This is a genomic window from Kribbella sp. NPDC048837, assembly GCF_055586945.1.
Window position 1 is genome coordinate 356,310 of sequence record NZ_JBVJHF010000007.1, and the last position, 25,064, is coordinate 381,373.

25 protein-coding genes and 1 pseudogene are annotated in these 25,064 nt (G+C 69.9%); 15 read left to right on the forward strand and 11 right to left on the reverse strand.

The features are described 5' to 3' along the window. Positions 1-46: 46 nt before the first annotated feature. From ACZ6O0_RS31420 to ACZ6O0_RS31430, 3 genes are read left to right on the forward strand one after another with little or no spacing between them, the layout of a single operon-like run. Entirely contained in the window at positions 47-1,135 is a 1,089-nt protein-coding gene (locus tag ACZ6O0_RS31420; protein ID WP_465768621.1) for a thiamine pyrophosphate-dependent dehydrogenase E1 component subunit alpha, read from the forward strand. Positions 1,136-1,139: 4 nt separating this feature from the next. Next, positions 1,140-2,126 carry an alpha-ketoacid dehydrogenase subunit beta gene (locus ACZ6O0_RS31425; RefSeq protein ID WP_465768622.1) on the forward strand — a complete coding sequence of 329 codons (987 nt, stop codon included), beginning with the start codon at positions 1,140-1,142 and terminating at the stop codon, positions 2,124-2,126. Beyond that, a complete protein-coding gene (locus ACZ6O0_RS31430; RefSeq protein WP_465768623.1) occupies positions 2,123-3,610 on the forward strand; it encodes a dihydrolipoamide acetyltransferase family protein in 1,488 nt (495 codons plus the stop codon). Before ACZ6O0_RS31425 ends, ACZ6O0_RS31430 begins: the two co-directional genes overlap by 4 nt. On the opposite strand, the gene ACZ6O0_RS31435 is transcribed toward ACZ6O0_RS31430, so the two are convergent. Then, positions 3,607-4,314: a TetR/AcrR family transcriptional regulator gene (locus ACZ6O0_RS31435; RefSeq protein ID WP_465768624.1), complete on the reverse strand. Its 708-nt coding sequence runs from the start codon at positions 4,312-4,314 to the stop codon at positions 3,607-3,609. The genes ACZ6O0_RS31430 and ACZ6O0_RS31435 overlap by 4 nt on opposite strands. A 225-nt stretch (positions 4,315-4,539) precedes the next feature. Between ACZ6O0_RS31435 and ACZ6O0_RS31440 the strand changes: the two genes are divergently transcribed. Then, entirely contained in the window at positions 4,540-5,622 is a 1,083-nt protein-coding gene (locus tag ACZ6O0_RS31440) for a hypothetical protein (RefSeq protein ID WP_465768625.1), read from the forward strand. 1 nt (position 5,623) lies between these two features. Further along, on the forward strand, positions 5,624-6,352 hold the full coding sequence (locus ACZ6O0_RS31445; RefSeq protein ID WP_465768626.1) for a class F sortase: 729 nt from the start codon (positions 5,624-5,626) through the stop codon (positions 6,350-6,352). Positions 6,353-6,388: 36 nt separating this feature from the next. On the opposite strand, the pseudogene ACZ6O0_RS31450 reads toward ACZ6O0_RS31445, so the two are convergent. Together ACZ6O0_RS31450 and ACZ6O0_RS31455 are read right to left on the reverse strand one after the other, a co-directional pair. Then, positions 6,389-6,922: pseudogene (locus ACZ6O0_RS31450) on the reverse strand (S1 family peptidase); the annotation flags it as partial. Between the two features lie 295 nt (positions 6,923-7,217). Then, a complete protein-coding gene (locus ACZ6O0_RS31455) occupies positions 7,218-8,405 on the reverse strand; it encodes an MFS transporter (RefSeq protein ID WP_465768627.1) in 1,188 nt (395 codons plus the stop codon). 124 nt (positions 8,406-8,529) lie between these two features. Between ACZ6O0_RS31455 and ACZ6O0_RS31460 the strand changes: the two genes are divergently transcribed. Together ACZ6O0_RS31460 and ACZ6O0_RS31465 are read left to right on the forward strand one after the other, a co-directional pair. Then, positions 8,530-8,979 (forward strand): MarR family winged helix-turn-helix transcriptional regulator, encoded by a 450-nt coding sequence (locus tag ACZ6O0_RS31460; RefSeq protein ID WP_465768628.1) that lies wholly within the window; start codon positions 8,530-8,532, stop codon positions 8,977-8,979. A 1-nt stretch (position 8,980) separates the two neighbouring features. After that, positions 8,981-9,163 (forward strand): DUF3099 domain-containing protein, encoded by a 183-nt coding sequence (locus tag ACZ6O0_RS31465; protein WP_465768629.1) that lies wholly within the window; start codon positions 8,981-8,983, stop codon positions 9,161-9,163. On the opposite strand, the gene ACZ6O0_RS31470 is transcribed toward ACZ6O0_RS31465, so the two are convergent. Together ACZ6O0_RS31470 and ACZ6O0_RS31475 are read right to left on the reverse strand one after the other, a co-directional pair. Next, positions 9,154-10,077, reverse strand: a complete 924-nt coding sequence (locus ACZ6O0_RS31470) for a cation diffusion facilitator family transporter (protein WP_465768630.1) — start codon at positions 10,075-10,077, stop codon at positions 9,154-9,156. The two genes, ACZ6O0_RS31465 and ACZ6O0_RS31470, sit on opposite strands and share 10 nt — an antisense overlap. After that, a complete protein-coding gene (locus ACZ6O0_RS31475; RefSeq protein ID WP_465768631.1) occupies positions 10,077-10,964 on the reverse strand; it encodes a LysR family transcriptional regulator in 888 nt (295 codons plus the stop codon). The genes ACZ6O0_RS31470 and ACZ6O0_RS31475 overlap by 1 nt, the downstream gene beginning before the upstream one ends. Positions 10,965-11,035: 71 nt before the next feature. On the opposite strand from ACZ6O0_RS31475, the gene ACZ6O0_RS31480 reads away from it, so the two are divergent. From ACZ6O0_RS31480 to ACZ6O0_RS31505, 6 genes are all read left to right on the forward strand, one after another. After that, positions 11,036-12,088: an SDR family oxidoreductase gene (locus ACZ6O0_RS31480; protein ID WP_465768632.1), complete on the forward strand. Its 1,053-nt coding sequence runs from the start codon at positions 11,036-11,038 to the stop codon at positions 12,086-12,088. A gap of 57 nt (positions 12,089-12,145) precedes the next feature. Further along, a complete protein-coding gene (locus ACZ6O0_RS31485) occupies positions 12,146-12,751 on the forward strand; it encodes a helix-turn-helix domain-containing protein (RefSeq protein WP_465768633.1) in 606 nt (201 codons plus the stop codon). A 101-nt stretch (positions 12,752-12,852) separates the two neighbouring features. Further along, positions 12,853-14,013: an NAD(P)/FAD-dependent oxidoreductase gene (locus ACZ6O0_RS31490; protein ID WP_465768634.1), complete on the forward strand. Its 1,161-nt coding sequence runs from the start codon at positions 12,853-12,855 to the stop codon at positions 14,011-14,013. Continuing rightward, positions 14,010-16,100, forward strand: coding sequence for an FAD-dependent oxidoreductase (locus ACZ6O0_RS31495; RefSeq protein WP_465768635.1), 2,091 nt, complete (start codon positions 14,010-14,012; stop codon positions 16,098-16,100). Before ACZ6O0_RS31490 ends, ACZ6O0_RS31495 begins: the two co-directional genes overlap by 4 nt. Beyond that, complete coding sequence (locus ACZ6O0_RS31500; RefSeq protein WP_465768636.1) at positions 16,097-16,999, forward strand: dihydrodipicolinate synthase family protein; 903 nt, start codon at positions 16,097-16,099, stop codon at positions 16,997-16,999. The genes ACZ6O0_RS31495 and ACZ6O0_RS31500 overlap by 4 nt, the downstream gene beginning before the upstream one ends. Continuing rightward, complete coding sequence (locus tag ACZ6O0_RS31505) at positions 16,996-17,997, forward strand: proline racemase family protein (RefSeq protein ID WP_465768637.1); 1,002 nt, start codon at positions 16,996-16,998, stop codon at positions 17,995-17,997. Before ACZ6O0_RS31500 ends, ACZ6O0_RS31505 begins: the two co-directional genes overlap by 4 nt. 686 nt (positions 17,998-18,683) lie before the next feature. Here ACZ6O0_RS31505 and ACZ6O0_RS31510 read toward each other — a convergent pair. Both ACZ6O0_RS31510 and ACZ6O0_RS31515 read right to left on the reverse strand, forming a co-directional pair. Further along, on the reverse strand, positions 18,684-19,037 hold the full coding sequence (locus tag ACZ6O0_RS31510; protein ID WP_465768638.1) for a UBP-type zinc finger domain-containing protein: 354 nt from the start codon (positions 19,035-19,037) through the stop codon (positions 18,684-18,686). A gap of 643 nt (positions 19,038-19,680) precedes the next feature. Beyond that, entirely contained in the window at positions 19,681-20,319 is a 639-nt protein-coding gene (locus tag ACZ6O0_RS31515) for an HD domain-containing protein (protein WP_465768639.1), read from the reverse strand. A gap of 86 nt (positions 20,320-20,405) precedes the next feature. Between ACZ6O0_RS31515 and ACZ6O0_RS31520 the strand changes: the two genes are divergently transcribed. Continuing rightward, complete coding sequence (locus tag ACZ6O0_RS31520) at positions 20,406-21,383, forward strand: GlxA family transcriptional regulator (protein ID WP_465768640.1); 978 nt, start codon at positions 20,406-20,408, stop codon at positions 21,381-21,383. Between the two features lie 98 nt (positions 21,384-21,481). After that, positions 21,482-21,976, forward strand: a complete 495-nt coding sequence (locus ACZ6O0_RS31525; protein WP_465768641.1) for a VOC family protein — start codon at positions 21,482-21,484, stop codon at positions 21,974-21,976. A gap of 10 nt (positions 21,977-21,986) precedes the next feature. On the opposite strand, the gene ACZ6O0_RS31530 is transcribed toward ACZ6O0_RS31525, so the two are convergent. The 4 genes from ACZ6O0_RS31530 to ACZ6O0_RS31545 form a co-directional block, all read right to left on the reverse strand. After that, a complete protein-coding gene (locus ACZ6O0_RS31530; RefSeq protein WP_465768642.1) occupies positions 21,987-22,712 on the reverse strand; it encodes a dienelactone hydrolase family protein in 726 nt (241 codons plus the stop codon). Between the two features lie 143 nt (positions 22,713-22,855). Then, positions 22,856-23,695, reverse strand: coding sequence for a 5-oxoprolinase subunit C family protein (locus ACZ6O0_RS31535; RefSeq protein ID WP_465768643.1), 840 nt, complete (start codon positions 23,693-23,695; stop codon positions 22,856-22,858). After that, positions 23,692-24,297 (reverse strand): 5-oxoprolinase subunit B family protein, encoded by a 606-nt coding sequence (locus tag ACZ6O0_RS31540; RefSeq protein ID WP_465768644.1) that lies wholly within the window; start codon positions 24,295-24,297, stop codon positions 23,692-23,694. Before ACZ6O0_RS31540 ends, ACZ6O0_RS31535 begins: the two co-directional genes overlap by 4 nt. Beyond that, on the reverse strand, positions 24,297-25,049 hold the full coding sequence (locus ACZ6O0_RS31545; RefSeq protein ID WP_465768645.1) for a LamB/YcsF family protein: 753 nt from the start codon (positions 25,047-25,049) through the stop codon (positions 24,297-24,299). The genes ACZ6O0_RS31540 and ACZ6O0_RS31545 overlap by 1 nt, the downstream gene beginning before the upstream one ends. Between the last annotated feature and the right edge of the window lie 15 nt (positions 25,050-25,064).

Sequence of the window (25,064 nt, forward strand, 5' to 3'; positions counted from 1 at the left end):
AGTACGACGATGAGGCCACCGCCCGTCTCCCTGCGCAGGAGGGTCCATGACCACCGTCGAGGAGCGCCTGCTCCCCTCCGCGGAACCCGTCCGGTTGATCGACCAGGACGGCGTACCGCACGACCACCCGTCGTACCGGCTGCCCACCAAGGAAGCCCTGGTCGACGGCTACGTTCAGTTGATCAAGGGCCGCCGGATCAACGACCAGGCCAGCGCGCTCGTCCGCCAGGGCCGGCTCGCCGTCTACCCGTCGTCGCACGGTCAGGAGGCCTGCCAGGTCGCGGCCACGATGGTGCTGCGCGAGGGCGACTGGCTGTTCCCGACGTACCGCGACACGGTCTCGATCGTGAGCCGCGGCGTCGACCCGATCGAGACGCTGACCCTCCTCCGCGGCGACTGGCACTCGGGCTACGACCCGTACGCGCGCCACGTCGCGCCGCAGTCCACGCCGCTCGCGACCCAGCTCACCCATGCGGTCGGGGTCGCGCACGCGGCCCGGCTGAAGGGCGAGGACACGGTGGTGATGGCGCTCTGCGGCGACGGCGGGACCAGTGAGGGCGACTTCCACGAGGCGCTCAACTTCGCCGCGGTCTTCCACGCGCCGGTGGTCTTCTTCATCCAGAACAACGAGTACGCGATCTCGGTGCCGCTCGCCCGGCAGAGCGTTGCGCCGTCGCTGGCGCACAAGGGCATCGGGTACGGCATCCCCGGAGAACGGGCCGACGGCAACGATCTGGCCGGCCTGCTCGCCGTACTCGGACAGGCTGTGGACAGGGCACGCGCGGGTGAGGGTCCGCAGCTCGTCGAAGCGCACACGTATCGTGTGCAGGCGCATACGAACGCCGACGACGCGACCCGGTACCGCACCGAGGACGAGGTGACGCCCTGGCTGGATCGCGATCCGATCAAGCGGCTCGAGGCTTACCTCACGCAGGAGGGGTTGCTTGACGACGCGGTCAGGCAGCGGGCGGAGGCGTCGGCGGCGCAGGTCGCCGACGCGCTGCGCGACGGTCTGATGCCGGAGCCGAGCGTGGATCCGGACGACCTCTTTGCGCATCTCTATACCGAGCAGACGCAGCAATTGCGGGAGCAGGCTGCGTTCCTGCGCGACGAGCTGGCGCGAGAGGAGGCCTGAGCTCATGACGCACATGAAGATCTCGATGGCCCAGGCGCTCAACCAGGCGCTGCGCGACGCGATGAAGGCCGACGACTCCGTGCTGATGTTCGGTGAGGATGTCGGTGCGCTCGGCGGTGTTTTCCGGATCACCGACGGGCTGACCGCGGAGTTCGGCGAGAATCGTTGCTTCGACACCCCGTTGGCCGAGTCCGGGATCGTCGGGATGGCGGTCGGGCTGGCGATGAACGGGATGCGGCCGGTGGTCGAGATGCAGTTCGACGCGTTCGGGTACCCGGCGTTCGAGCAGATCGTCTCGCACGTCGCCAAGATGCGGAACCGGACCCGCGGCCGGATCACGCTGCCGATGGTGATCCGGATGCCGTACGCCGGCGGGATCGGCGGCGTCGAGCACCACTGTGACTCGTCCGAGAGCTACTACGCGCACACGCCCGGACTGACGGTCGTTGCCCCGGCCACCGTTGCCGACGCGTACACGTTGTTGCGCAAGGCAATCGAGTTCCCGGACCCGGTGGTATTCATGGAGCCGAAGAAGCTCTACTGGGCCAAGGAAGAGGTCGATCTCACCGAGGAGCAGCCGGGGATCGGGACGGCCGTCGTACGGCGGGAGGGTGCGGACGCGACGCTGATCGCGTACGGGCCGTCGGTGCCGATCGCGCTGGAGGCGGCCGAGGTTGCCGCGGCGGAGGGCCGGCAGCTGACCGTGGTGGATCTGCGGTCGATCGTGCCGTTCGACGACGAGACGGTGTGCGCGGCGGTACGGCGTACCGGGCGGGCTGTCGTGGTCGCGGAGGCCAGCGGGTTCGCGAGCGTGTCGTCGGAGATCGTTGCCCGGGTCACCGAACGCTGCTTCCACTCGCTGGCCGCGCCGATCCGGCGGGTGACCGGGTTCGACATCCCGTACCCGCCGCCGAAGCTGGAGAAGTACCAGCTCCCCGGCGTGGACCGCATCCTCGACGCCGTCGACGACCTGCAGTGGGAGGATTCGTGAACACGTTCCTCCTCCCCGACCTCGGCGAAGGCTTGACGGAGGCCGAGATCGTCCGCTGGCTGGTGAAGGTCGGCGACGTCATCACCGTCGACACACCCATCGCCGAAGTAGAAACCGCCAAGTCCCTGGTCGAACTCCCCTGCCCCTACGCCGGTGTGGTCGAGGAACTCCACGGCGACCCAGGCACCACCGTCCCCGTAGGCAAACCCATCATCACCATCACCGAGGTGACCCCAGCACCCACGCACCGCGGGAACAACCCGGCAGCCGCCCAGCCGAAGCCAGCCGGCGCCGGGCCGACCCAGCCAGGACCGGACCAGGCGGGCGAGGCCTACCGGCAGGAGGAGCGTGCCGGCTCAGGCAACGTCCTCATCGGCTACGGCACGGGCGCCGGCGCCACCTCCGGCCGCCGCCGTAAACCCCGCCCACAGCACCAGCCGGCGGGTCCAGCCGCCCCGACCGACCCGGCGCGCAGCGCCGCCCCCACGGACCCGGCGCGCAACGCCGCCTCCAACCCGGCGCTCGGCAGCACCTCCACCAACCCGGCGCGGAGCGCCGCATCCGCCAGCCCGGCGGGCGGCACCTTCGCCAACCCGGCGCGGAGTGCCGTGCCTTTGGTGGTTTCGCCTTTGGTTCGGCGGTTGGCTCGGGATGCTGACGTGGATTTGAAGACGTTGGCGGGATCGGGTGAAGGTGGCTTGATCGTGCGGCGGGATGTTGAGCGGGCGATCGCGGCGAGGTTCGAGACGCCGCAAGCCCAAGTCCAGGAGCTGGAGTCCCGGACCGGGTTGCCCGAGTTGCGGCGGGAGCCGATGAGTGGGTTCCGCAAGGCCGTGGCGGCGACCCTGAGCCGGAGCCGCGCGGAGATCCCGGAGGCGACCACCTGGGTGGACGTCGACGCGACCGCCCTCGTCGACCTCAGGGAATCGTTGCGCTCGGCAAAGGATTCCGGCCCGGGCCTGCTGGCGTTGATGAGCCGCTTCGTCGTGGCCGGCCTGTTGAAGTTCCCAGAGCTCAACGGGTACGTCGACACCGAGAGACAAGAGCTCGTCCAGTACGACGGCGTCAACCTCGGCCTGGCCACGCAGACCGACCGCGGTCTGATGGTCCCGGCCGTCGCGAACGCACACCGGCTCACCACACGCGAGCTGGACGCCGAGATCCGCCGGCTCACCGAATCCGCGCGCGCCGGCCGGCTCACGCCGTACGAGCTCGGTTGTGGGACGTTCACGCTGAACAACTACGGCAGCTTCGGCGTGGACGGGAGCGCGGCGATCATCAACCACCCGCAGGTGGCGATCCTCGGCGTCGGCCGGATCATCGATCGCCCGTGGGTGGTCGGCGGTGAGCTCGCGATCCGCAAGCTCACCCAGCTGTCGCTCGTGTTCGACCACCGGGTCTGCGACGGCGGTACGGCGGCCGCGTTCCTCCGCTTCGTCGCCGACGCCTTCGAGAACCCGGCGTCCGCCTTCGCCGATCTCTAGGACAGCTCCCGCGGCCGCAGGCCGATCAGGATGACCCGGAGGCCCGAGGAGAAGCGGGCCTCCGGACCGGCCAGGCTCTTGCGGTTCAGGTACGCCGCGAGACTGGCCGCGTCGAGCCCGAGCTGACCGCCGGCCTCGCTCGCCCACCGGAACTCGTTCATCCCGCTCCGCCGGATGACGGCCGCCCACGCCGAGTCGGTGACCGCCGACCCGATCAGGTAGTGGAAGATCGCCGACACCGCCGAGTCCAGATGCGCGCCTTTGAACCCGGCCGTCTTCAGGATCGTCTGCACACGATCAGTGAGCGCCTGGTAGTTCGGCCCGAGCCCGGCGTGCGACGCGAGCAGCTGCGGAGCCCACGGGTGCTCCCACAACGCGTGGTACGCCGCTTGCACCACCACAGTCACCTGGTCACGCCAGTCCGGGTAATCCGCCGGTACGAGCGCTTCCGCGAGCACCTCGTCGACCGCGAGCTCGAGCAGGTCGTTCTTGTTGGCGATCCGCCAGTACAGCGCCGACGTCGCGGCGGTCCCGAGCTCGGTCGCCATCATCCGCATCGAGAACGCGTCCAGACCCTCCCGGTCCAGCACTTTGATCGCTGTACGAACGATGTCGTCGCGGCCCAGCCGCGCCCGCGTCGGCTCCGGCTCGTCCCGCAGCCACACCGACCCCAGCACCGTCTTCTGATCCGCCTCGCGCGTCACCCGCGAGAGCATAGCGAAAACACTGTTCTTCAAAAGAAGACACTGTTTCAGCGGCGTGTCGGGCCTGTTCAGCTTGCACAGGACCTCCTGGGGCCAGAGAATGCCGTGGTCGAGCGTCCCGGGGGCAGGACTCGAGTGCGCGCTTGCGTGCTCGGTCTGGGGGCGGATGCGTCGGCACCGGCCGGTCAGTCCGATCGGCCTCGACCATGGGGTGAGGACAGTCTTGTGAACGACACATCTGCGGACGCGCGCGTGCGCTCGAAGCGATCCCGCGCCGTCCCGCTGCTCAGCAGCGTCGGCGCGCTGGCGCTCGCGCTCGGCGGCGTCACGCTGGCACTGGCGCCGTCCGCCTCGGCGAGCGGCGAGATCATCGACGGCAACCCGACCTGCGAGAACGTGATCCCGGGCTCGACCGAGATCAAGTTCGACCCGCCGACGCCGGGTTCGGGCACCGCGGACGGCGTGACGGTCACCTGGACCGAGCGCATCCTGCAGGCGGACGACCCGGACCACCCCGGTGACCAGACCGGCGGCCAGGTGGTCGACTTCACCGCCACCGGCGGCGTCGTGCTCGCCGTGCTGGTCAAGGGCGGTCCGGCGGCGAACTACTACAACTACCAGCCGACCGGGAAGACCGCGGACGTCGGCCTGCACCCGCCGGTGAACTCGAACAACGACAAGTACTACGGCATCAGCCACCTCAACTTCTGCGTCAAGAAGGTCACCGCGACCCCGACGCCGACGCCGACGCAAACTCCGTCGGAGACTCCGAGCGAGACCCCGTCGCAGACTCCGAGCGAAACCCCGTCCGAGACGCCGAGCGAGACCCCGTCGGAGACGCCGAGCGAGACGCCGTCGGAGACCCCGAGCGAGACGCCGTCGGAGACCCCGAGCGAAACGCCGTCGGAGACCCCGAGCGAAACGCCGTCGGAGACTCCGAGCGAAACGCCGTCCGAGACTCCGAGCGAAACGCCGTCCGAGACCCCGAGCGAAACGCCGTCCGAGACTCCGAGCGAAACGCCGTCCGAGACTCCGAGCGAGACCCCGTCGGAGACCCCGAGCGAAACGCCGTCCGAGTCGCCGACCGCGACCCCGAGCGAGACGCCGTCCGTGTCGACGTCGCCGTCGGAGACGCCGGTTCCGGTGCCGACCGAGGTCGACGCCGGCCAGTCGGGTGGGTTCAAGCTCACTTCGGCGGTCACCACGCACCAGAGCGTCTGGGGTGGGGCTCTGCTCCTGCTGGGTGGTGTGCTCGTGTTCGCCGGGATCCTGAAGTCGCGGCAGACCCGCGGTCAGCACGCCGGCTGACATGTCGACGCAGCGTCGCCGCCCGGGCCGCGCCCGGTCGTCCGGATGGACGATCGCGGCCCTGGCGGTCGGCGCCGTACTGCTCCTGACTGGCGGCTACCTGCAGTTCAGGACGAGTGACACCGACGCGGGCCGGCAGCCGACAACTGCCGGCCCCACGTCCGCAGCCAGGTCGAGCGAAGCGACGCAGCCTGGTACGACGTCCGCCGTACCAGGTGCGCCCTCGTCGTCGCAGCCTGTGAGCCCGCGGCAGTCCGTGGTGCCGAAGGAAGTCTTGAGTACGACGCCGGCCCGGCCCGTGGACCCGATCAGGGTCTCGGTGCCCAGCCTCGGCGTGTCCGCCCGGGTGCTCGCGATCCGCGCCCGCAGCGGCTCGCTGATCCCGCCGTCGAATCCACTGCTCGTCGGCTGGTGGTCCGACGGCGCCCGGCCCGGCGCGACCAAGGGCTCGGCCGTCATCACCGGCCACACCGTGCACACCGGCGGCGGCGCCTTCGACGACCTGGACCAACTGACCGCCGGTGACGCGGTCACGGTGACAACCCGGCGCGGCACGATCAGCTACGTGGTCTCGTCCGTGACCACGTACCGCAAGAAGGCCCTGGCCAAGCAGGCGCAGCAGCTCTTCAGCCAAGTCGTCCCCGGCCGCCTGGTCCTCGTCACCTGCGCCGACTGGGACGGCACGGCCTACCTGAGCAACGCCGTCGTGATCGCCACCCCCAAAAGGTAGGCGGCCGGTCCCCGTGGACCGGCCGCCATTCTGAGCTCAGCTGTTGATCTGAGCGGTCAGGGCCGAGTAGTACGTCGCGACCTCCGCGTACACACCCGGGTTGCCGGCGTCGGCGCAGCCGATGCCCCACGAGACGACGCCGAACAGGCGGCCGTTGAGGACCAGCGGTCCGCCGGAGTCGCCCTGGCAGGAGTCCTTGCCACCCTGCTTGTAACCGGCGCAGATCTCGCCGTTGGCGACGTACCCCTCACCGGCGTAGACGTCACCGCAGTACGCGTCGCCCAGCACCGGCACGAGGACCTTCTGGAACCGGTCCGCCAGCCCGGTGCCCTCGGTGTCGCCCCAGCCGTAGACGGTCGACTGTGCACCGACCGCATCGGCGGACCGGCTCGACTCGAGCGGCAGGGTGGCGACTCCGGTGAACGGCGTGGTCAGAGTCAGTACGGCGACGTCGTGACCCGGCTGACGCCCGTACTGCGGGTCCTTCCAGATCTTGGAGATCTTCGAGGTCTTGCCGGCCGTGGTGTTGAGGCTGTCCCGGCCCTGGATCGCCGTGTAGGTGCTGATCGGCTGAGTGACGCAGCTTGAGCTTTCCTGTCATGCCTCACACTCCAGGGTGGTCGTGGGTCGCCAGGGCGGTGCGACCCCATGACTGAGAAGAGTCGTACGGCCACGGGGAGTGGAGCAAGCGTTTGACCGGGCACATCGGTGACGGGTCATCCCTGTGTCACCCCGACCACAGTGACCCGCTAGGCCACGTTGAAGGCGACCGGGTCGGGGCCGGTGCTGGAGGCAACCAGTGCCTGGCCGACACCCGCCTCGTCGTTCGGGAGCTGGAAGACGCCGTACCCGAGTTGGGGCATCATCAGTAGCTTCCTTCAGGCAGCAGCGAGGAGACGCGGGCCGGCGTGTGACGGCGATCCAGCAGGCCGGAGACGAGGGCGACGAGCAGGCCGGAGACGGCGAGGGCGGCGCCGACCCAGTTGGGGGCGGTGTAGCCGAGGCCGTGCTCGATGGTCAGCCCACCGAGGTACGCGCCGGCCGCGTTGCCGAGGTTGAAGGCCGCGATGTTGGCCGCGGAGGCCAGTGCCGGCGCGCCCTTCGCCTTGTCCATCACCCGCTTCTGCAACGGCGCCACCGTGGCGAACCCGGCCGCGCCGAACACCGCGATCGTGACCGCGGACGACACCTGCCCGTGGGCGGTGAACACGAAGGCGACCAGTACGGCGGCCAGCAGCGCGAGGATCACGTACAGACTCGGCATCAGCGACCGGTCCGCCGCCCTCCCGCCGAGCAGGTTCCCGACGACCAGTCCGCCACCGAACAGGACGAGCAACCAGGTCACCGTGCCGGCCGAGAAGCCCGCGACCTCGGTCATCATCGGCGCGATGTAGGTGAACGACGCGAACACCCCGGCGAACCCGAGTGCGGTCATCGCCAGCGCCAGCCACACCTGCACGCTGCCGAACACCGCCAGCTCACTCCGCAGCCCCGGCCCCTCGGACGTGTCCTGCCGCGGGACGAGGAAGACGATGCCGAGCAGCCCGATCACACCGAGCGCGGTCACCGCCCAGAACGTCGACCGCCAGCCGAACTGCTGCCCGAGCGCGGTTCCGCCCGGGACACCGAGCACGTTCGCCACGGTCAGCCCGGTGAACATCAGCGCGATCGCACTGGCCTGCTTCGCCTTCGGTACGAGCGATGCCGCGACCACCGAGCCGACTCCGAAGAACGCTCCGTGGGACAGCGCGGCCACGATCCGTCCGGTCATCAGAACGCCGTACGACGGAGCGACCGCGGACAGCAGGTTGCCCGCGATGAAGACGCCCATCAGCGCGATCAGCACGGTCTTGCGGGACACCTTGGACCCGATCGCGGTGAGCAGCGGGGCGCCGACCACCACACCCAGCGCGTAGCCGGAGATGAGCAGACCGGCGGACGGGATGCTGACGCCGAAGTCGGTCGCGACCTCGGGCAGCAGGCCCATGATGACGAACTCGGTGGTCCCGATCCCGAACGCGCCGATGGCCAAGGCGAGCAATGCCGCGGGCATGGGTTCTTCTCTCCCTCGAATGTAGTCTTATGACTGTTACCGGCGTGCGCGATAGTTGCACACGCGGGCTATTGCACAAGCGCTATGATTGCGCATGCAATCGTGAAGTTCAAGTGGAGGAGCCGTGGGCCTACCGGATGACGCCGCCGAGGCGCGGGCGCAGGGGTGGCGAACCCTGGCCGCCCTGCACGCCCGGATCGAGGACGAGCTGGAGCGCGCGCTGCAGAAGCAGCACGGCCTGTCCGTGAGTGAGTACAGCGTGCTCGACGTCCTGGCGCGTCAGGACGACTACCACCTGCGGATGAACCAGCTGTCCAACGCCGTGGTGCTGAGCCAGTCCGCGACGACCCGGCTGGTGAACCGCCTGGAGGACCGCAAGCTCCTCCAGCGGTACCTGTGCCCGACCGACCGCCGCGGCATCTACACCGAGGTCACCGAGGCCGGCCGTGACCTGCTCGACCAGGCCCAGCCCACGCACGACGCCGTACTCACGGCCGCCCTGGCGAAGGCCGCGGAGCTGCCTGAGCTGGCTCCGCTGGTCGACGCCCTGGACAGGCTGACACTGAAGGTCTGAGATGGCCCGCCGGTACGACAACCGGAAGCTCTACTACTGGCTGATGGGCAGCTGCCTGACCCTGATCGGCCTGGCCTGGTTCGTCGTACGCTTCTTCTCCATCCCGGCCGCCATCGGCATGAGCGCGGTCGCCGCCGTCCTCCCACCCATCGCCGTCATCGTCGCCAACTGGGGTCAGGACTGAACCCGGTCACCGGGTGTCGGGTCCAGGTAGAGATGGCGGACCATCGGGTGCTGCCGGCGGACGTCGGCATCGATCCGCTCGGCCAGCTGTTCGATCGCCGAGCCCGTGGTCCGCATGTCGGCGAGATCGACCGTCGCCACCACGAGCACCTGGTCGGGCGCGAGCCGCAAGCTGAGCAACTCGAGGACGCCTTCGATCCCGGGCGTACCGTCGATGATGCCGCGAATCTCGCGCTGGACGTCGTCCGGCAGCGCGCGTCCGATCAGCATGGCCTTGTTGTCCCGGCCGAGCGTGAACGCGACGACGATCAGCAGCAGTCCGATCGCGATCGACGCCGTACCGTCCCAGACGTGGTGGCCGGTGAGGACGGCCAGCGTGACCCCGATCGCCGCGATCAGCAGGCCGATCAGGGCGGCCGAGTCTTCGAACGCGACTGTCTTCACCGCCGGCTCGGCGTTCTTCAGGTGAGTCAGGAAAGGCACGCCGTGTTCGCGGGCCTCACGCCGTACCTGGGTGACCGCGCGGAGCCAGGACGTCCCCTCGAACACGAACGAGAGCGCCAACACCGAGTAGATCACTGCGACCGCCGCGATCGGCTCGGGGTCGACCACAGCCCGCAGACCTTCGGCGATCGAGAAGCCGGCGCCGAGCACGAGGATCCCGACCGCGGCGAGCAGGGACCAGAAGTACCGTTCCATCCCGTAGCCGAACGGATGCCGCGCATCGGCGGGTTTGCGGCTGCGCCGGAGCGCGGTCAGCAGGAACGCTTGGTTGAGGGTGTCGGCGACCGAGTGCGCGGCCTCGGCCAGCAGCGCGGTCGACCCGGACAGCAGGCCGGCGACGGTCTTCGCGATCGCGATCGCGAGGTTGGCCGCGCCCGCCAGGAGGACTGTGCCGTCGGATTCTTCCGCCATCAACTCCGCGTGCCCGCGCCGGCGCTGCTCCAAACCAGGACGTCGATGAAGGCGGCGGCGAGCGGGTCGGGTTCGCCGCGCGTGTAGGCCGTGAGGGTGCGGTGGACCGGCGGGTCCGGGTGCAGGATGTGGCCGTCGAAATCCTTCGGCAGGATGTTGTCGGGGACCAGCGCGGGTCCGAGGCCGGCGGCGGCGAGGGCCGGCGCGGCGGCGGTCTGCTCGGTGCGTACGGCGACGCGCGGCTCGAAACCCGCTTGTGCACAAGCAAGATCGAGTACGTCGGCCAGCCCGTGGCCCGGCGTGTAGTGGACCCAGGCGCGGTCCGCGAGATCCTTCAGCGCGATCGTGTCGCCGACCGCCGCGGGATCGTCCGCGGCGACCACCACGACGAGTTCTTCGGTGCCGAGCGTACGGGCGGCACCCGTCCAGCCGGCCGGCTCGGGGCCGACGGCGAGGTCGGCCTGTCCGGCATGCATCGCTGCGATGAGCTCGTCGGTGTGCCGGTGCTCGAACAGGCGGATGCCGACCTCGGGGTACGTCTGCCGCCAGCGGCGGAGCGCCGCAGGCAGCACTCCCAACGTGATCGAGTACAGCGTCGCGATCTGCAACTCGCCGACTTCCAGGCCCGCGGCCTGCCGCGCGGCACAGCGCGCGCGATCCGCGTCGGCCAGGGCGGCGCGGGCGTGCGGCAACATCGCGCGGCCGGTCGGCGTGAGCCGGACGTTGCGTGGCAACCGCTCGAGCAGCGGTCCGCCGGCGGACCGTTCGAGCGTACGGATCTGGTGCGACAACGCCGGCTGGCTCACGTGCAGCGCCTCGGCCGCCTTGGTGAAGGACCCGAGGTCGACGACGGTGACCAGGTACTCCAGCTGCCTGAGCGTTGTCATGAACTCAGTTTATGGCTCCCGTGAAAAGCATGTCTTGGATTTATCCGCGCAGGTCAGCAACGCTGGTGGACATGGAGAACGTGGCTTTGGTGGTCGGTGCCCGCGGTGTGATCGGGACGAATCTGGTCGAGCATCTGTCGTCGTTGCCGGACTGGCGGGTGGTCGGGCTGTCCCGCCGCGGCGGGACCGACGTCCCCGGCCGGGTCCGCCACGTCGCCGTCGATCTGCTCGATCCGGACGACACCCGCGCCCGGCTGAGCGGGTTGTCCGAGGTGACCCACATCTTCTACGTCGCCTATCAGGACCGCCCGACCTGGGCTGAGCTGGTCGCACCCAATCTCGCGATGCTCGTCAACGTGGTGGAGGCGATCGAGCCGGTCGCGCGCGGGCTCCGGCACGTGAGCTTGATGCAAGGCTACAAGGTGTACGGCGCGCACCTCGGGCCGTTCAAGACGCCGGCCCGGGAGGACGATCCGCCGCACCTGCCGCCGGAGTTCAACGTCGATCAGCAGCGGTTCCTGGAGGACCGGCAGCAGGGCAAGGCCTGGACCTGGTCGGCGTTGCGGCCGTCCGTCGTGGGCGGTGTCGCCCTCGGCAACCCGATGAATCTGGCCGTCGCGATCGCCGTGTACGCGTCGCTGTCGAAGGAGCTCGGCGTACCGCTGCGGTTCCCCGGCAAGCCCGGCGCGTACGACGCCCTGCTGGAGCTGACCGACGCCGGATTGTTGGCCAAGGCAACGGTCTGGGCGGCGACCGCGCCGGCCGCGGCGAACCAGGCGTTCAACATCACGAACGGCGACCTGTTCCGCTGGAACGAGCTCTGGCCGAAGCTGGCCGCCTGGTTCGGCCTCGAGGTCGCGCCGCCGTTGCAGATGTCCCTGACGGATGTGATGGCCGACAAGGAACCGGTCTGGAAGGAGCTGCAGGCTACGCACGGGCTGGCCGCGACATCCTTCGCCGAGGTGTCGTCGTGGCCGTTCGCGGACTTCGTCTTCGGGTGGGACTACGACTTCATCGCGGACTCGTCCAAGGCCCGCCGGGCCGGCTTCCACGAGTACGTCGAGACCGAGCAGATGTTCTACGACATCTTCACCGACCTACGGCGGCGCCGAATCATCCCGTGATCACTCGCCGCGCAACGGTCCGGAAGTTACCCTCCGACGATCCGGCAGGGATGTGGCATGCTCCGGGCTGTGACGGCGATGGGTGCGGGAAGGCTGCTCGGGACGAATCTGCGGGCGCGGCGGGACGAGCAGGGCATCTCGCTGTCCGAGCTCGCCCGGCGATCCGGGATCGCGAAGGGCACCCTGTCGCAGCTGGAGTCCGGGGCGGGGAACCCGACGATCGAGACAGTGTTCAGTCTGTCGAACGCTCTGGGTGTCCCGGTGTCGGCCCTGCTGAGCGAGTCGCCGACCGCCGACCTGGTCCTGGTGCGGTCCGCGGACATCGACGTACTGTCCGGCGACGCGATCGACCTGCGGATGCTGCGGCGGCTGGAGAATCCGGGCGGGCTGTTCGAGATCTACAACCAGGAGGTCCGGCCGGACGCTGTCCAGCAGTCGGACGGACATCCCGGGACCGAGCACCACATCGTCCTGAGTGGGCGGCTTCGGATCACCTCGCGCGGGCGGACCGAGGAGCTGGGGCCGGGGGACTACCTGGCGTTCCGGGCCGGCGGGCCGCACGGGTACGAGGCGGTGGACGGGCCGGTGCGGTCGGTGCTGCTGCTGGAGTACCCGCCGGACGCGTACCCGATCACGCCTGGCGGGCCGCATCTGCCGGGATAGTTCCTGGAGAGTGCCGGTTGAGTGCATTGACCGGGCAGGCGGAGGGCGCGTACGCTCGGAATCGTTCATTTTAGTGAACGTTTCTGACCAAGGAGTCTGCGATGCCCGGTTCCGCGACACCCGATGTGGTGGTCGTCGGCGCGGGCATGGTCGGCGCGGCCTGTGCCGAGGCGCTGTCCGCGGCCGGGGTCCGGGTGCTCGTGATCGACCGCGACGGCCCCGCGGGGGGTACGACGGCGGCCGGTGAGGGCAACGTGCTCGTCTCGGACAAGGAGCCCGGGCCCGAGCTCGAGCTGGCGATCGCATCCCGGGCCGAGTGGGACGTCGTCCGCGATCGGCTGCCGGCCCGCGTTGCCGACGTGGAGTGGGAGTCCAAGGGCGGGGTCGTGGTGGCGACGGGTGAGCCTGGGCCGCTGCGGGAGTTCGCGGCCAAGCAGTCGGCCGCCGGAGTCGATGCTCGGGTGATCACGCCCGCGGAAGCGTTCGAGCTCGAGCCGTTGCTCACTCCTCGAGTCACGGTCGGTGTGCACTACCCGGACGACGCGCAGGTGCAACCGGTGCTCGCGGCAACGGCTTTGCTGGCCGCGGTGCGCGATCGCGGTGGCGAGGTGCGGTCGGGGGTGACGGCGCTCGGAGTGCGGCAGTCCGGTGGTCGCGTCGTGGGTGTCGACACGTCAGAGGGCGATATCGCATGTGGCGCCGTACTCAATGCTTGTGGCCCGTGGGCGGGGGCGTTCGGTGCCTCGGCGGGAGCACCGATCGAGGTGTTGCCGCGTCGTGGGGTGATCTTGGTGACGGCTCCACTGTCGGAGTGCGTGCGACACAAGGTGTACGACGCGGATTATGTCGGCGCGGTCGGGAGCGGGGACGCCGAGCTGCAGACGTCGACCGTGGTCGAGTCGACCCGGTCCGGGACCGTCCTGATCGGCTCCAGCCGCGAACGCATCGGCTTCGACGACACGATCCGGGTTCCCGTCCTCCGCGAGCTGGCTCGCAAGGCCGTCGCGCTGTTCCCCTTCCTAGGTGAAGTGCCGGTGATGCGCGCGTACGGCGGCTTCCGTCCCTACGCTCCGGATCACCTGCCGGTCATCGGCCCCGACCCCCGCCTCCGCGGCCTCTGGCACGCCACCGGCCACGAAGGCGCCGGCATCGGCCTGGCCCCCGCCACCGGCCGCCTGATCACCGAGCTCTTCCTGGGCCTCACGCCCCACGTTGCTCCGTCACCCTTCCGAGTAGACCGCCCGGCGGTGATCCCCGCATGACCGCCTACCTCCGCCCCAACGCCGACGACCCCGCCCAGCCCGGCACACCTCCCGCCGTCAACATCACCGTCGACGGCCACCCGGTCACCGCCCGAGCCGGCCAAACGGTAGCCGCCGCCCTCCTCGCAATCGGCCGCGACTCCTGGCGCACCACCCGCACCACCGCCCGCCCCCGAGGCGTCTTCTGCGGCATCGGCGCCTGCCACGACTGCCTAGTCATAGTCAACGGCACCCCCGACGTCCGGGCCTGCCAACGCACCATCCAGCAACACGACACCATCACCACCCAGCGCGGCGCCGTCCTTCCCGACTCCACCCGCGAACCACACCAGCCTCCGGCCGCGGACCGGCGCGAGCCCTCCCCGGCCCTGCACGAGCCGTCCGTGCCAGACCCACACGAGCCCCCCGCCACACTGGGCTCGACCCCAACGTCGCCTCACGCCGAGGCGTCGGCGACGCCCCTCGCCTCCGACACGCCGCCGCAGTACACCACCCCCGCAGGCGAACGCCGCTTCGCCTCCACCCCGCCGCCGAAGGCGGCTGATGTGGTTGTTGTGGGAGCCGGACCTGCGGGGATCGCCGCGGCTTTGGCGGCTGCGGATGAGGGTGCCGCCGTGGTGTTGATCGACAGTGGCAGGGATGTGGGTGGGCAGTTCAACCGGCAACTGCCCGTGGAGTTTGCGGCGCGGCGGCCGGAGCGTCTGCAGCACGGCTGGAAGGACTTCGCGGCACAGCGGGACCGCGTAGCCGCGCACGCCCGGATCACGCATCTGTCCGAGAGCTCAGTCTGGGCAATCGAAGACCTGCGCCTGTGGGTGCAGCGTGGACCTGCGGATGGCGTAGGACGGGAAGTCTTCCCGATCGACGCGAAGGCCGTAGTCCTGGCAACCGGTGCCTACGACCGCGTACTTCCCTTCCCTGGCTGGGATCTCCCCGGCGTCTACAGCGCCGGCGCCGCCCAAGCCCTCGCGAAGGGCCAACGAATCTCCGTCGGCCGACGAGTGATCGTCGCCGGCACCGGCCCCTTCCTTCTCCCCGTAGCCGAGTCCCTCACCGGCGTCGGCGCCCGCGTAGTAGCACTCCTGGAAGCCAACTCCCTCCAAACCGTGCGCAAAGGCTGGTCGACCGACCCACTGGTTGCCCCCAGCAAGCTTCGCGAAGCCGCCGGGTACGCCGCCCTGCTCGCCCGCCACCGCATCCCCCTACGCCACGGCTGGACCGTCACCGCCGCCCATGGCACCGACCACGTCGAGTCCGTCACCATCACCCGCCTGGGCAACGACTGGAACCCCATCCCAGCCACCGAACGCCGCATCGAGGTAGACGCCGTCTGCCTGGGCTTCGGCTTCACCGCCCAGCTAGAACTAGCAGTCTCCGCCCGCTGCACCCTCACCACCGGCCCGGACGGCGGCCCAGCCGTCACCGTCGACGCCAACCAGCAAACCACCACCCCAGGCATCTTCGCCGCCGGAGAACTCACCGGCATAGGCGGCGCCGACCTGTCCAAAGCCGAGGGCAACGTAGCCGGCACCGCCGCAGCCCACCACGCCCGCACCAGCCACACCCCACCCGTCAACCACCGCCCCCCGGATTCGCCAACGACCCCAGCCCCAACCGCCCCCGCCGACCAACGGTCGGCCCGCGCCCCTGACCCGATCCACCGCGACGCGGAGCAGCCGGGCAGCACCTCGTCCACCACGCCCACGGCTGCAGGCCAGACCCTCGCCGACCGGGCCACGCGGAGAGCCGTGGAGAAAGGGCGGCGGTTTGCGGTGGCTTTGGCTGCGGCTTATCCGGTGCGGGACGGGTGGAAGAAGTGGAGCAAGCCGGACACCGTCGTTTGCAGGTGTGAGGAAGTGAGTCGCGGGGAGATCGAGGAGGCGGTTGCCGACCGTGGCGTGGGGGACGGGCGGGGATTGAAGCTCAGCAGCCGCGCAGGGCTCGGGTTGTGTCAGGGGCGTGTGTGTTCGCGCACCGTCGCCGAGTTGGTTGCCGGGCAGGACGACGTACCTAGACCAAGCATGAAACGACCGATCGCCGTGCCTGTCAGGCTGCGGGATCTGGCTGAGGCTCAGGAGGAGCTGTGAGCGAGAAGTTGGACGGCGTGATCGTCGCCACCGCGTTGCCGTACGTCGAGGACGCGTCGGCGCCGGCGGGGTTGCGCCCGGATCTGGACAAGTTCGCCGAGCATTGCCGCTGGCTGATCGACAACGGCTGCCGCGGCGTCGGACCGAACGGCTCGCTGGGGGAGTACTCGTCGTTGACCGACGACGAGCGCCGAGCCGTCGCACGGACCGCGATCGAGGCCGTCGGCGACGACGGCGTGGTGGTCGTCGGCGTCCACGGTGTCGGTGCGCACCAGGCACGGGCCTGGGCGGAGAAGGCGGCCGAGGACGGCGCGGACGGCGTACTCTGCCTCCCGCCGACCATGTACCGCGCGAACCGCGGCGAGGTGATCAACCACTTCACCGAGGTCGCGAAGGCCGGCCTGCCGGTGATGGTCTACAACAACCCGCACGACACCAAGGTCGACCTGACGCCGGATCTGCTCGCCGAGATCGCGCAGATCGAGAACATCGTCGCGGTCAAGGAGTTCTCCGGCGACGTCCGCCGGATCCTCGAGATCCGTGAACTCGCCCCGGAGCTGGCCGTCATCGCGGGCGCGGACGACCTGACGCTGGAGGCGCTGCTGATGGGCGCGACCGGCTGGTTCGCCGGGTTCCCGAACGTGTTCCCGAAGGAATCGGTCCGGTTGTTCGACCTTGCCGTCCAAGGCAAGCTGGAAGAGGCCCGGGCGCTGTACGAGCCGCTCGTCGCCGCGTTCCGGTGGGACTCGCGGACCGAGTTCGTCCAGGCGATCAAGTACGGCATGGACTACGTCGGCCGGTACGGCGGTCCCTGCCGCCCGCCGCGCGGGCCGCTGGTCCCCGAGCACGTCGCCCAACTGGAGCAGGACATGAAGAAAGCCGTGGAATCACTGCGATGAGGTCCATCCGGACGATCAGTGCGATCGACTCGCACACCGAGGGGATGCCGACCCGCGTCGTCACCGGCGGGGTCGGCGTCGTCCCGGGTACGACGATGGCCGAACGGCGCGAGTACTTCGTCAAGCACAACGACGACCTGCGCTTGTTCCTGATGAACGAGCCACGCGGTCACGCGGCGATGAGCGGCGCGATCCTGCAGCCGCCGACCCGGTCCGATGCGGACTGGGGCGTGCTGTACATCGAGGTGTCCGGCTGCCTGCCGATGTGCGGGCACGGCACGATCGGCGTCGCGACCGTACTGGTCGAGTCCGGCATGGTCGAGGTGACCGAGCCGACGACGGTGGTCCGCCTCGACACCCCGGCCGGCCTGGTCGTCGTCGACGTTGCCGTGAGCAACGGTCGGGCGGAGCACGTGACGCTGCGGAACGTCCCGTCGTACAGCCATGCCCTGGACGCGAAGGTGGACGTGCCGGGACTCGGGACGGTGACCTACGACCTGGCGTACGGCGGGAACTTCTACGCGATCCTGCCGTTGGAGCAGCTCGGGATCCCGTTCGACCGCGCCGAGAAGGACCGGATCCTGAAGGCCGGCCTGGACATCATGGACGCGATCAACGCGACCGACCGTCCGGTCCATCCCCTCGACCCGGGGATCAACGGCTGCAAGCACGTCCAGTTCACCGCACCCGGCTCGGACGGCGCCCACTCGCGCAACGCGATGGCGATCCATCCGGGCTGGTTCGACCGCTCACCCTGCGGCACTGGCACCTCCGCCCGAATGGCCCAACTCCACGCCCGCGGCGAACTCCCCCTCAACACCGACTTCGTCAACGAGTCCTTCATCGGCACCCGCTTCACCGGCCGCCTGGTAGAAGAAACCACCGTCGGCACCCACCCAGCCGTAATCCCCACCGTAACCGGCCGAGCCTGGATCACCGGCACCGCCAACTACCTACTAGACCCAGACGACCCCTTCCCAGCCGGTTTCGTCCTCTAACCCACCCAAACCGCCCGCCGTGCCCAGGCCCCGCCTCACCGCGGAGCTCCACCGCCGACCCAACCACGCGGTCCAACCCATCACCCACGCGAGCGCCCCACGCACCCCTCCGCTGACCACAAAACCGAGCGGCGGTTCGGTGACCGCAGAACCCCTCGGCGGTCGCTGACCACAGAACCCTCGGCGGTTCGGTGACTGCAGAACTACTCGGCAGTTGCTGGCCACGACAGCGCTCGGCAGTCGCTGACCCCAGACCCCAGCGTCGGTTCGGTGGCCGCAGAACCCCTCGGCAGTCGCTGGCCACGACACCCCTGGCAGTCGCTAACCCCACACCCCAGCGGCAGTTCGCTGACCACGGAACGCCTTGTCAGTTGGCTGACCGTTCGACGGCCGAGCTTCATCGTCGACGACCCAGCCCGGATTCGACCGAAGACGGCTCCGCCACGCGGCGTGCGCCGTCTGGCAATTCGCTGACGCTCGACAGCCGAGCTCACCGCCGGCGACCCAGCCCGGGCTCGACGGGAGACGGCTCCGGCGCGCGACGTGCGGCCCGACCGGCCAGTGAGGTTGCGTGAGCGGCCGTCGGGCAGGCGGTGGTCGTGGGTGGTGCGGCCGTCGGGCAGGCGGTGGTCGTGGGTGGTGCGGCGGTTGGGTGCCGTGGGTGTTGTGGGCCGCGCGGCGGGGGGTTAGCGGTGGAGTTTGGTTCGCCAGTCTTCGGGGACGTTGCCGCCGGGGACTGGTTGGTCCTCGGGGCGGGACGCGGGTGGGGCGAGTTCGGGGCCGTCGTAGTACTGGGACTCGCCGTAGTGCCAGAACCAGTCCTCGCCCGGCTCGAAGCTGCGGACGATCGGGTGGTCGGCCGCGGCCGCGTGGGCGGACGCGTGCTGGGCCGGCGACGAGTCACAGCAGCCGATGTGACCGCACTGCGCGCACCGCCGCAGATGGAACCACCAACCGCCGACCTCCAGACAATCCGCACATCCGGTCCCACTCGGCGGGACCGAACTGTCGATCCCCGGAATCCCAGAACTCTCCGTCATACCGCACATCCTCGCCTCTCCCCCCGCCCCGGACAAGCAACCCTCCACGCGCCTGCTTCCTCACGTGCGGCGCCCCGGACCAGCAACCCTCTACCTGCCCACCTGTCCCCTCGCATGTCCGGCGCCCCCGAACCAGCACCCCTCCGCCGGCTTGCGCCTTGCCGATCCAGCGCTGCGCACCAGCACACCTACCCGGCTGCCCTCGCCGGTCCGCCTGGTTGGGCTAACAACCGTGGCGCCGCTCCCGGACAGAGGAGGCGACTGCTGGCCCGGGAGAGGCGACCTCGGGTGTAGGCCCGTGGCATGCGACCCCGGTACGGCTCCTGGGTGGCGAGCACACGCGCTGATCCTCGCGGGATGTCAGGTGCTGGCCTGGACGTGCGACGCCCGGGGCGCGGCGCCGGACCAGGCGACCCGGGTGTGGCGCTTGGAAAGGCGGCTCCCGGCGGTGGCGTCGGGACAGGCGACGCTAGGTGCTGGCGGGGAGACGCTTGGCTGGGTGCTGGCACGCGGGGGTGTGGCTGGGTGCGGTGGCACGCGCAGGAGTGGCCGGGTGCGCTGGCACGCGGAGGTGTGGCTGGGCGGGCGCCGGATCCGCCGGGACCACGTGGGGCTGGTGCTGGGTGGAGGGGGAGCGCGGTGGTTACTCGGGCCAGTTGGAGGTCTTGATTACTTCTACGAAGTTGGTCGGGTGGAAGTTGGGGAGGAAGTGTTGCAGGACGTCGGATTTGACGTTGCCGAAGGTGGTGGTGGGGCGGTTCTTGAGGCCGTTGGTGAAGGTGGTGAGGATTTGGTTCTTGAAGTCGGGGCGGGGGTGGGCGGCAACCACGGACTCGCGTTGTGTGCGGGTGATGGCGTCGTAGCCGATGCCGAGTACGTCGAGTTCTACGCCGCGGGTGACGAGGACGATCTCGGGGGCCATGTGGAGCGGGATCTCCGGGGTGGTGTGGAGGGCGATGCCAGTCCAGACCCGGTCGGCGGCGTCGCCGGTGATGCCGTGGGTTCGGAGGAATCGGCGGGCCTCGTCGGCTCCGTCGAGTTCGAAGCGTTGGTCGGTGCGGCCGAATCGTTCGGTCAGACCCAGGTCGTGGAACATGGCGCCGACGTACAGCAGTTCGGGGTCGAACTCGAGACCCTGCTCCTGGCCGCGGAGTGAGCCGAAGAGGTAGACGCGGCGCGAGTGGTGGAAGAGCAGCGGGGGAGCGGCCTCGCGGACCAGCTCGGTCGCTTCCCGGGCGAGGGTGCTGTCCGGGATCCGTACCCCGGCGATCTCTTCGGTCATCGTGCGCTGCCTTCCCTGTCGACCTGCGTGACTCTGCTGTCCGCAGGTGTGGTGTCCAGGTTTCCGGGAAGGGCTACGGTGGTGCCATGTCCATCGGGCCACATGAACCACAGATTCGGACACGACGGGTCGCGTTTGTGGTGTACGACGGGGTGACGCTGCTCGACGTCACCGGGCCGCTCGAGGTTCTGCACGAGGCGAATCGGGCTCGCCCCCGGTACACGTCCGTGCTGGTCTCACCCAAGGGTGGGGACGTGACGTCGTCGTCGGGTCTGACCCTGGCCGGCACGGTCGCGGCGGCGGAGGCCGGTGCGTTCGACACTGTGGTGATCGCCGGAGCGGACCATCTCGTCGACGGGCTTCCCGATGAGTTGCTCGCGGCGGTCGCGGAGCTCGAGCCGGCGGCAGGCCGGGTGGCTTCGGTGTGTAGCGGGGCGTTCGTACTCGCGGCGCTCGGGCTGGTCGATGGGCGTCGAGTGACCACGCATTGGCGGCATGCCCAGGTCCTCGCGCGCCGCTATCCCAAGGTGCGGGTCGAGCCCGATGCGCTGCACATCAGCGACGGGCGCTTCGTCACCTCGGCCGGGATCAGCGCGGGCATCGACCTGGCGCTCGCGCTGGTCGAGGCCGATCACGGAGCCGACCTGGCGCGGGAGGTCGCTCGTGAACTGGTCGTCTTCCTGCAGCGGCCGGGTGGTCAGTCGCAGTTCTCCACCGCGATGGCGACGCCGCCGGCTCGCAGCGATCCGCTCCGGGAAGTGACGTCGGCCGTGGTCGCCGACCCGGCGGCCGATCACAGCCTGCCGGTGATGGCTGCGTCCGCGGCTGTCAGTCCGCGGCACCTGACGCGGTTGTTCCAGGCAGAGCTGCGTACGACGCCCGGCCGGTGGGTCGAGCGGGTCCGCTTGGACCGTGCCCAGCAGCTGCTGCTCGACGGTCACAGCATCACGTCCGCCGCGCGGCTCAGCGGCCTCGGCAGCGACGAGACCCTCCGCCGGGCCTTCGCCCGCCACCTCGGCACCACCCCCACCGAATACCGCCGCCGCTTCCGAGCCACCGTCTAGCCGAATCCGCATCCACCCAACCGATCCGACGTCCGCCGAGCCGGCATCCGGTCAGGTAGAGGACGGATCGTGTCCTTTACCTGCGACAGGGTGGAGGCATGACGACGCAGGAGATTCCCGGGGGCAAGTCGACCGTGACGCCTTATGTGGTGGTGAAGGGGGTGGATCGGTTTCTGGAGTTTGTCGAGCGGACCTTCGAGGTGCGTACGGCGCTGCGGGTGCCGAATCAGGACGGGACGGTTGGGCACGCCGAGGTGCGGGTGGGGGAGTCGGTGCTGATGGCGTTCGACGCGGCGCCGGACTGGCCGGATACGCCGAGCTTCCTCAGTGTGTACGTCGATGACGTGGACGAGGTCTACGCCCGCGCGCTGGACGCGGGCGCGACCGTCGTCACCGGTTTGATGTACTCGCGGATCACCGGGGACCGGGGCTGTCGGGTGAAGGATCCGGTGGGGAACATCTGGTGGTTGCAGACGCACCTCGAGGACGTGGATCCGTCGACCCTGGGGGAGCTGTTCGCGGATCCGGCCGAGGCGGCCGTGATGCGCGAGGCACAGGAGTCGTTCGCGACAGAGATGCGCAACCGAAGCTAGCTCGGAGGGGCTAGGTCAGGTGGTGCTGGAAGAACTGGAGCGAGTTCTCGGTCTCCAGCCGGGGTACGTCGCCGTGGTTGCCAGGGTTGGCGTGGAGGGTTTTGGCGGGGGAGGCGAAGGCGTCGAAGAGCTCCAGTCCCTGGTCCCGTGGGACGAAGCGGTCGTCCCACTGCAGGAGGAACTGGATCGGGACGGTGATCCGGGCGGCGAACTCGGACAGGCCGACGGCGCCGGCCAGGCCCAGGACAGCCGCGTTGATGCGGGGCTCGGCGGCGAGGAAGGGAACGCCGAGGCCGGAGCCCATCGACAGGCCCCAGTAGCCGACCGGGCCTGGACCGAGATGGGCGAGGATCGCGGTCAAGACCGACTGCCACTCGGGGACGGACTGCGAGGCGAGCGTCGTGTGCAAGGCCGCGATCCGCGGTACGACGTCCTCGCCGGCGAGCATGCTCGCCCGGTTCTCGGCCGCCGTGCGGGCGAAGTCCTCACCGCGAGGCCGATCACCGTGGTGAGGGGCGTCGACCGCGACCACCGCGAATCCGCCGGCCGTGACGAAGTGATGGGCATTGGCGACGAGACCGGGGGCCTTCTTGTGCTGGCCGCCGCCGTGTCCCATCAGGATCAGCGGACGTGGGCCGACGGCGCCTTCCGGTGTCCACAGCACGCCGGGGATCTCGTCGAGGGTGAAGAGCTGTTCGGTGACGCCGTCGGACGACGTCGGGGAGCTGAAGCGCATGGCAAACCTCTCGGGTTGCGGGCGCTCCCTAGCTCACGCGGAGAAGGGAGGCCCGGCCAGTCGTAGTGATGATGGGACTCACCTCCTCAGGTCGAAGCAGCGGCGCCGAACGTACCACGCTGCCCGCACCACGCGAACCTGATTTACGAGGCGACCAGACGGACCGATTGCCCCGGACGGACCTGGGCGCAGGCGTCGACGTCGGGCGCGGCGACGTACGCGATGACGGGGTAGCCGCCGGTGACCGGGTGGTCGGCGAGGAAGATGACGGGGGTTCCGGACGGCGGGATCTGGATCGCGCCGAGGGCCATCCCCTCGCTGGCGAGCTCACCGTCGAAGGCGCGCTCGAGTGGCTCGCCGTCCAGTCGTACGCCGACCCGATTGCTCTCACTGCTCACCCGATAGGTCTGCGTGACCAGCGACCGCCAGCCCGCCTCGGTGAACCACTCCCGTCGAGGGCCAGGAGTCACGCGGACTACGACCTCACCGCCCAGCGGATCGGCCACCGGCGCCAGATCGACCCCCGGCATCGGCCCGTACGAGCGGCCGACGCGCACCGTTTGTCCAGCCGAGAGCGGCGCTGGACCAAGTCCGGAGAGCAGGTCGGTGGAACGAGAACCCAACACAGGCGGTACGTCGAACCCGCCGCGAACGGCGACGTACGTCCGCAGACCGGTTCGTGGCGGGCCGAGTCGGAGCACGTGGCCGGCCTTCACCAGCGAAGGTGCGTTGAGCGGAACCCCAGCACACGGAGCGCCGGTGATCGCCAGCACGAGGTCGTTGTCGGCGTGCAGCGTCAGACCGCCGAAGGTGACCTCGATGGCCGCGGCCCCCGGCTCGTTCCCGACCAACCGGTTGGCCAGCGCGTAGGAAGTACGGTCGCAGGCCCCGGACGCCGGGATCCCCAGGGCGGCCTGTCCGGCCCGACCGCGATCCTGGATTGTTGCCAAAGGCCCCGATTCGAGGATGGTGAGGCTGCTCATCCACGACCCGCGTCGACAAACCGGACCCGGTGGCCGGGATGGAACAGCGCGGCCGGATCGCGCTCCTGGTCGAAGATCCGCACGTCCGTCCGGCCGATCAGCTGCCAGCCACCCGGCGACTCGCGCGGGTAGACCCCGCTGAACTCCCCGGCGAGCGCGACGGCGCCGGTGGGCACCTTCGTCCGCGGAGACTTCCGGCGCGGGATGTCCCAGGACCCGGCCGAGGTCAGATAGCCGAAGCCGGGCGCGAAGCCACAGAACGCGACGGTCCACTCCGAGCCGGTGTGCCGCTCGACCACCTCGGCCGCGCTGCATCCGAGCAGGTCGGCCACGTCCTGGAGGTCCTCGCCGTCGTAGCTGACCGGAATCTCGATCAGGTCGCCGAGGGTCCGCGTCCCAGCGGTCGGCGTCACCCCCTGAAGCGCGCGGGTCAGCGCGTCGAGGCTGCCCGAGGTCGTAACCAGGATCGTCCGGGCCGCGGGCACGATGTCGACCACCTCGGCGGGCGGGTCGGCGGTGAGCGCGGTGTAGTAGCCGAGAACCTGGTCGAGGTCGTCGAGCTCGACCAGCACCCCATGGTCGCCGGACGGCAGGATCCGCATCAGGGCGTGAACGGGCGAAGCGTCACGCCCGCTCCCTCCAACGCGGTCCGCACCCGGCGGGCGATGTCGACGGCACCGGGGGTGTCGCCGTGAACGCAGATCGAGGCCGGGCGCACGGTCAGCGAGCCGCCGGCGTTGTCCCGGATCGGCTGCCCCGTGGCCATCGCCGTACACCGGGAAGCGATCTCGTCCGCGTCGTGCAGGACCGATCCGTCCAGCCGTCGCGACACGAGCGTGCCCTCGGGCGTGTACGCGCGGTCCGCGAAAGCCTCATGGACGACGGTGAGCCCGGCGTCCGCGGCGAGCCGGAGCCAGGCCGAGCCGGGCAGCCCGAGCACGGGCAGTGACTTGTCGTAGTCCGCGACCGCGCCGACCACGGCCGCCGCCTGCTCCTCGTGGTGGCCGATCGTGTTGTAGAGCGCCCCATGCGGCTTCACGTAGCGGACCCGGTCACCGGCGATCCGGGCGAAGGCGTCCAGGGCACCGATCTGATAGACGACCTCGTCGCGCAGGACAGCCGGCTCGATGTCGACGAACCGCCGACCGAATCCGGCCTTGTCGGCGTACCCGACATGCGCCCCGATCGCGACCCCGCGCTCGACCGCCTCACCGGTCACCCGGCGCATGATCGACGGATCGCCGGCGTGGAAACCGCAGGCCACATTGGCGCTGGTGACGACGTCCAGCAAGGCGCTGTCGTCACCCATCGCCCAGGATCCGAATCCCTCGCCGAGATCCGCATTGAGGTCCATGAACACTCCTACAAG

Coding starts and splice junctions, on each gene's coding strand:
- ACZ6O0_RS31420 (WP_465768621.1), top strand. CDS start 47: ATGACCACCGTCGAGGAGCGCCTGCTCCCCTCCGCGGAACCCGTCCGG.
- ACZ6O0_RS31425 (WP_465768622.1), top strand. CDS start 1,140: ATGACGCACATGAAGATCTCGATGGCCCAGGCGCTCAACCAGGCGCTG.
- ACZ6O0_RS31445 (WP_465768626.1), top strand. CDS start 5,624: ATGTCGACGCAGCGTCGCCGCCCGGGCCGCGCCCGGTCGTCCGGATGG.
- ACZ6O0_RS31455 (WP_465768627.1), bottom strand. CDS start 8,405: ATGCCCGCGGCATTGCTCGCCTTGGCCATCGGCGCGTTCGGGATCGGG.
- ACZ6O0_RS31465 (WP_465768629.1), top strand. CDS start 8,981: ATGGCCCGCCGGTACGACAACCGGAAGCTCTACTACTGGCTGATGGGC.
- ACZ6O0_RS31470 (WP_465768630.1), bottom strand. CDS start 10,077: ATGGCGGAAGAATCCGACGGCACAGTCCTCCTGGCGGGCGCGGCCAAC.
- ACZ6O0_RS31475 (WP_465768631.1), bottom strand. CDS start 10,964: ATGACAACGCTCAGGCAGCTGGAGTACCTGGTCACCGTCGTCGACCTC.
- ACZ6O0_RS31480 (WP_465768632.1), top strand. CDS start 11,036: ATGGAGAACGTGGCTTTGGTGGTCGGTGCCCGCGGTGTGATCGGGACG.
- ACZ6O0_RS31485 (WP_465768633.1), top strand. CDS start 12,146: ATGCTCCGGGCTGTGACGGCGATGGGTGCGGGAAGGCTGCTCGGGACG.
- ACZ6O0_RS31490 (WP_465768634.1), top strand. CDS start 12,853: ATGCCCGGTTCCGCGACACCCGATGTGGTGGTCGTCGGCGCGGGCATG.
- ACZ6O0_RS31495 (WP_465768635.1), top strand. CDS start 14,010: ATGACCGCCTACCTCCGCCCCAACGCCGACGACCCCGCCCAGCCCGGC.
- ACZ6O0_RS31505 (WP_465768637.1), top strand. CDS start 16,996: ATGAGGTCCATCCGGACGATCAGTGCGATCGACTCGCACACCGAGGGG.
- ACZ6O0_RS31510 (WP_465768638.1), bottom strand. CDS start 19,037: ATGACGGAGAGTTCTGGGATTCCGGGGATCGACAGTTCGGTCCCGCCG.
- ACZ6O0_RS31515 (WP_465768639.1), bottom strand. CDS start 20,319: ATGACCGAAGAGATCGCCGGGGTACGGATCCCGGACAGCACCCTCGCC.
- ACZ6O0_RS31520 (WP_465768640.1), top strand. CDS start 20,406: ATGTCCATCGGGCCACATGAACCACAGATTCGGACACGACGGGTCGCG.
- ACZ6O0_RS31525 (WP_465768641.1), top strand. CDS start 21,482: ATGACGACGCAGGAGATTCCCGGGGGCAAGTCGACCGTGACGCCTTAT.
- ACZ6O0_RS31530 (WP_465768642.1), bottom strand. CDS start 22,712: ATGCGCTTCAGCTCCCCGACGTCGTCCGACGGCGTCACCGAACAGCTC.
- ACZ6O0_RS31535 (WP_465768643.1), bottom strand. CDS start 23,695: ATGAGCAGCCTCACCATCCTCGAATCGGGGCCTTTGGCAACAATCCAG.
- ACZ6O0_RS31540 (WP_465768644.1), bottom strand. CDS start 24,297: ATGCGGATCCTGCCGTCCGGCGACCATGGGGTGCTGGTCGAGCTCGAC.
- ACZ6O0_RS31545 (WP_465768645.1), bottom strand. CDS start 25,049: ATGGACCTCAATGCGGATCTCGGCGAGGGATTCGGATCCTGGGCGATG.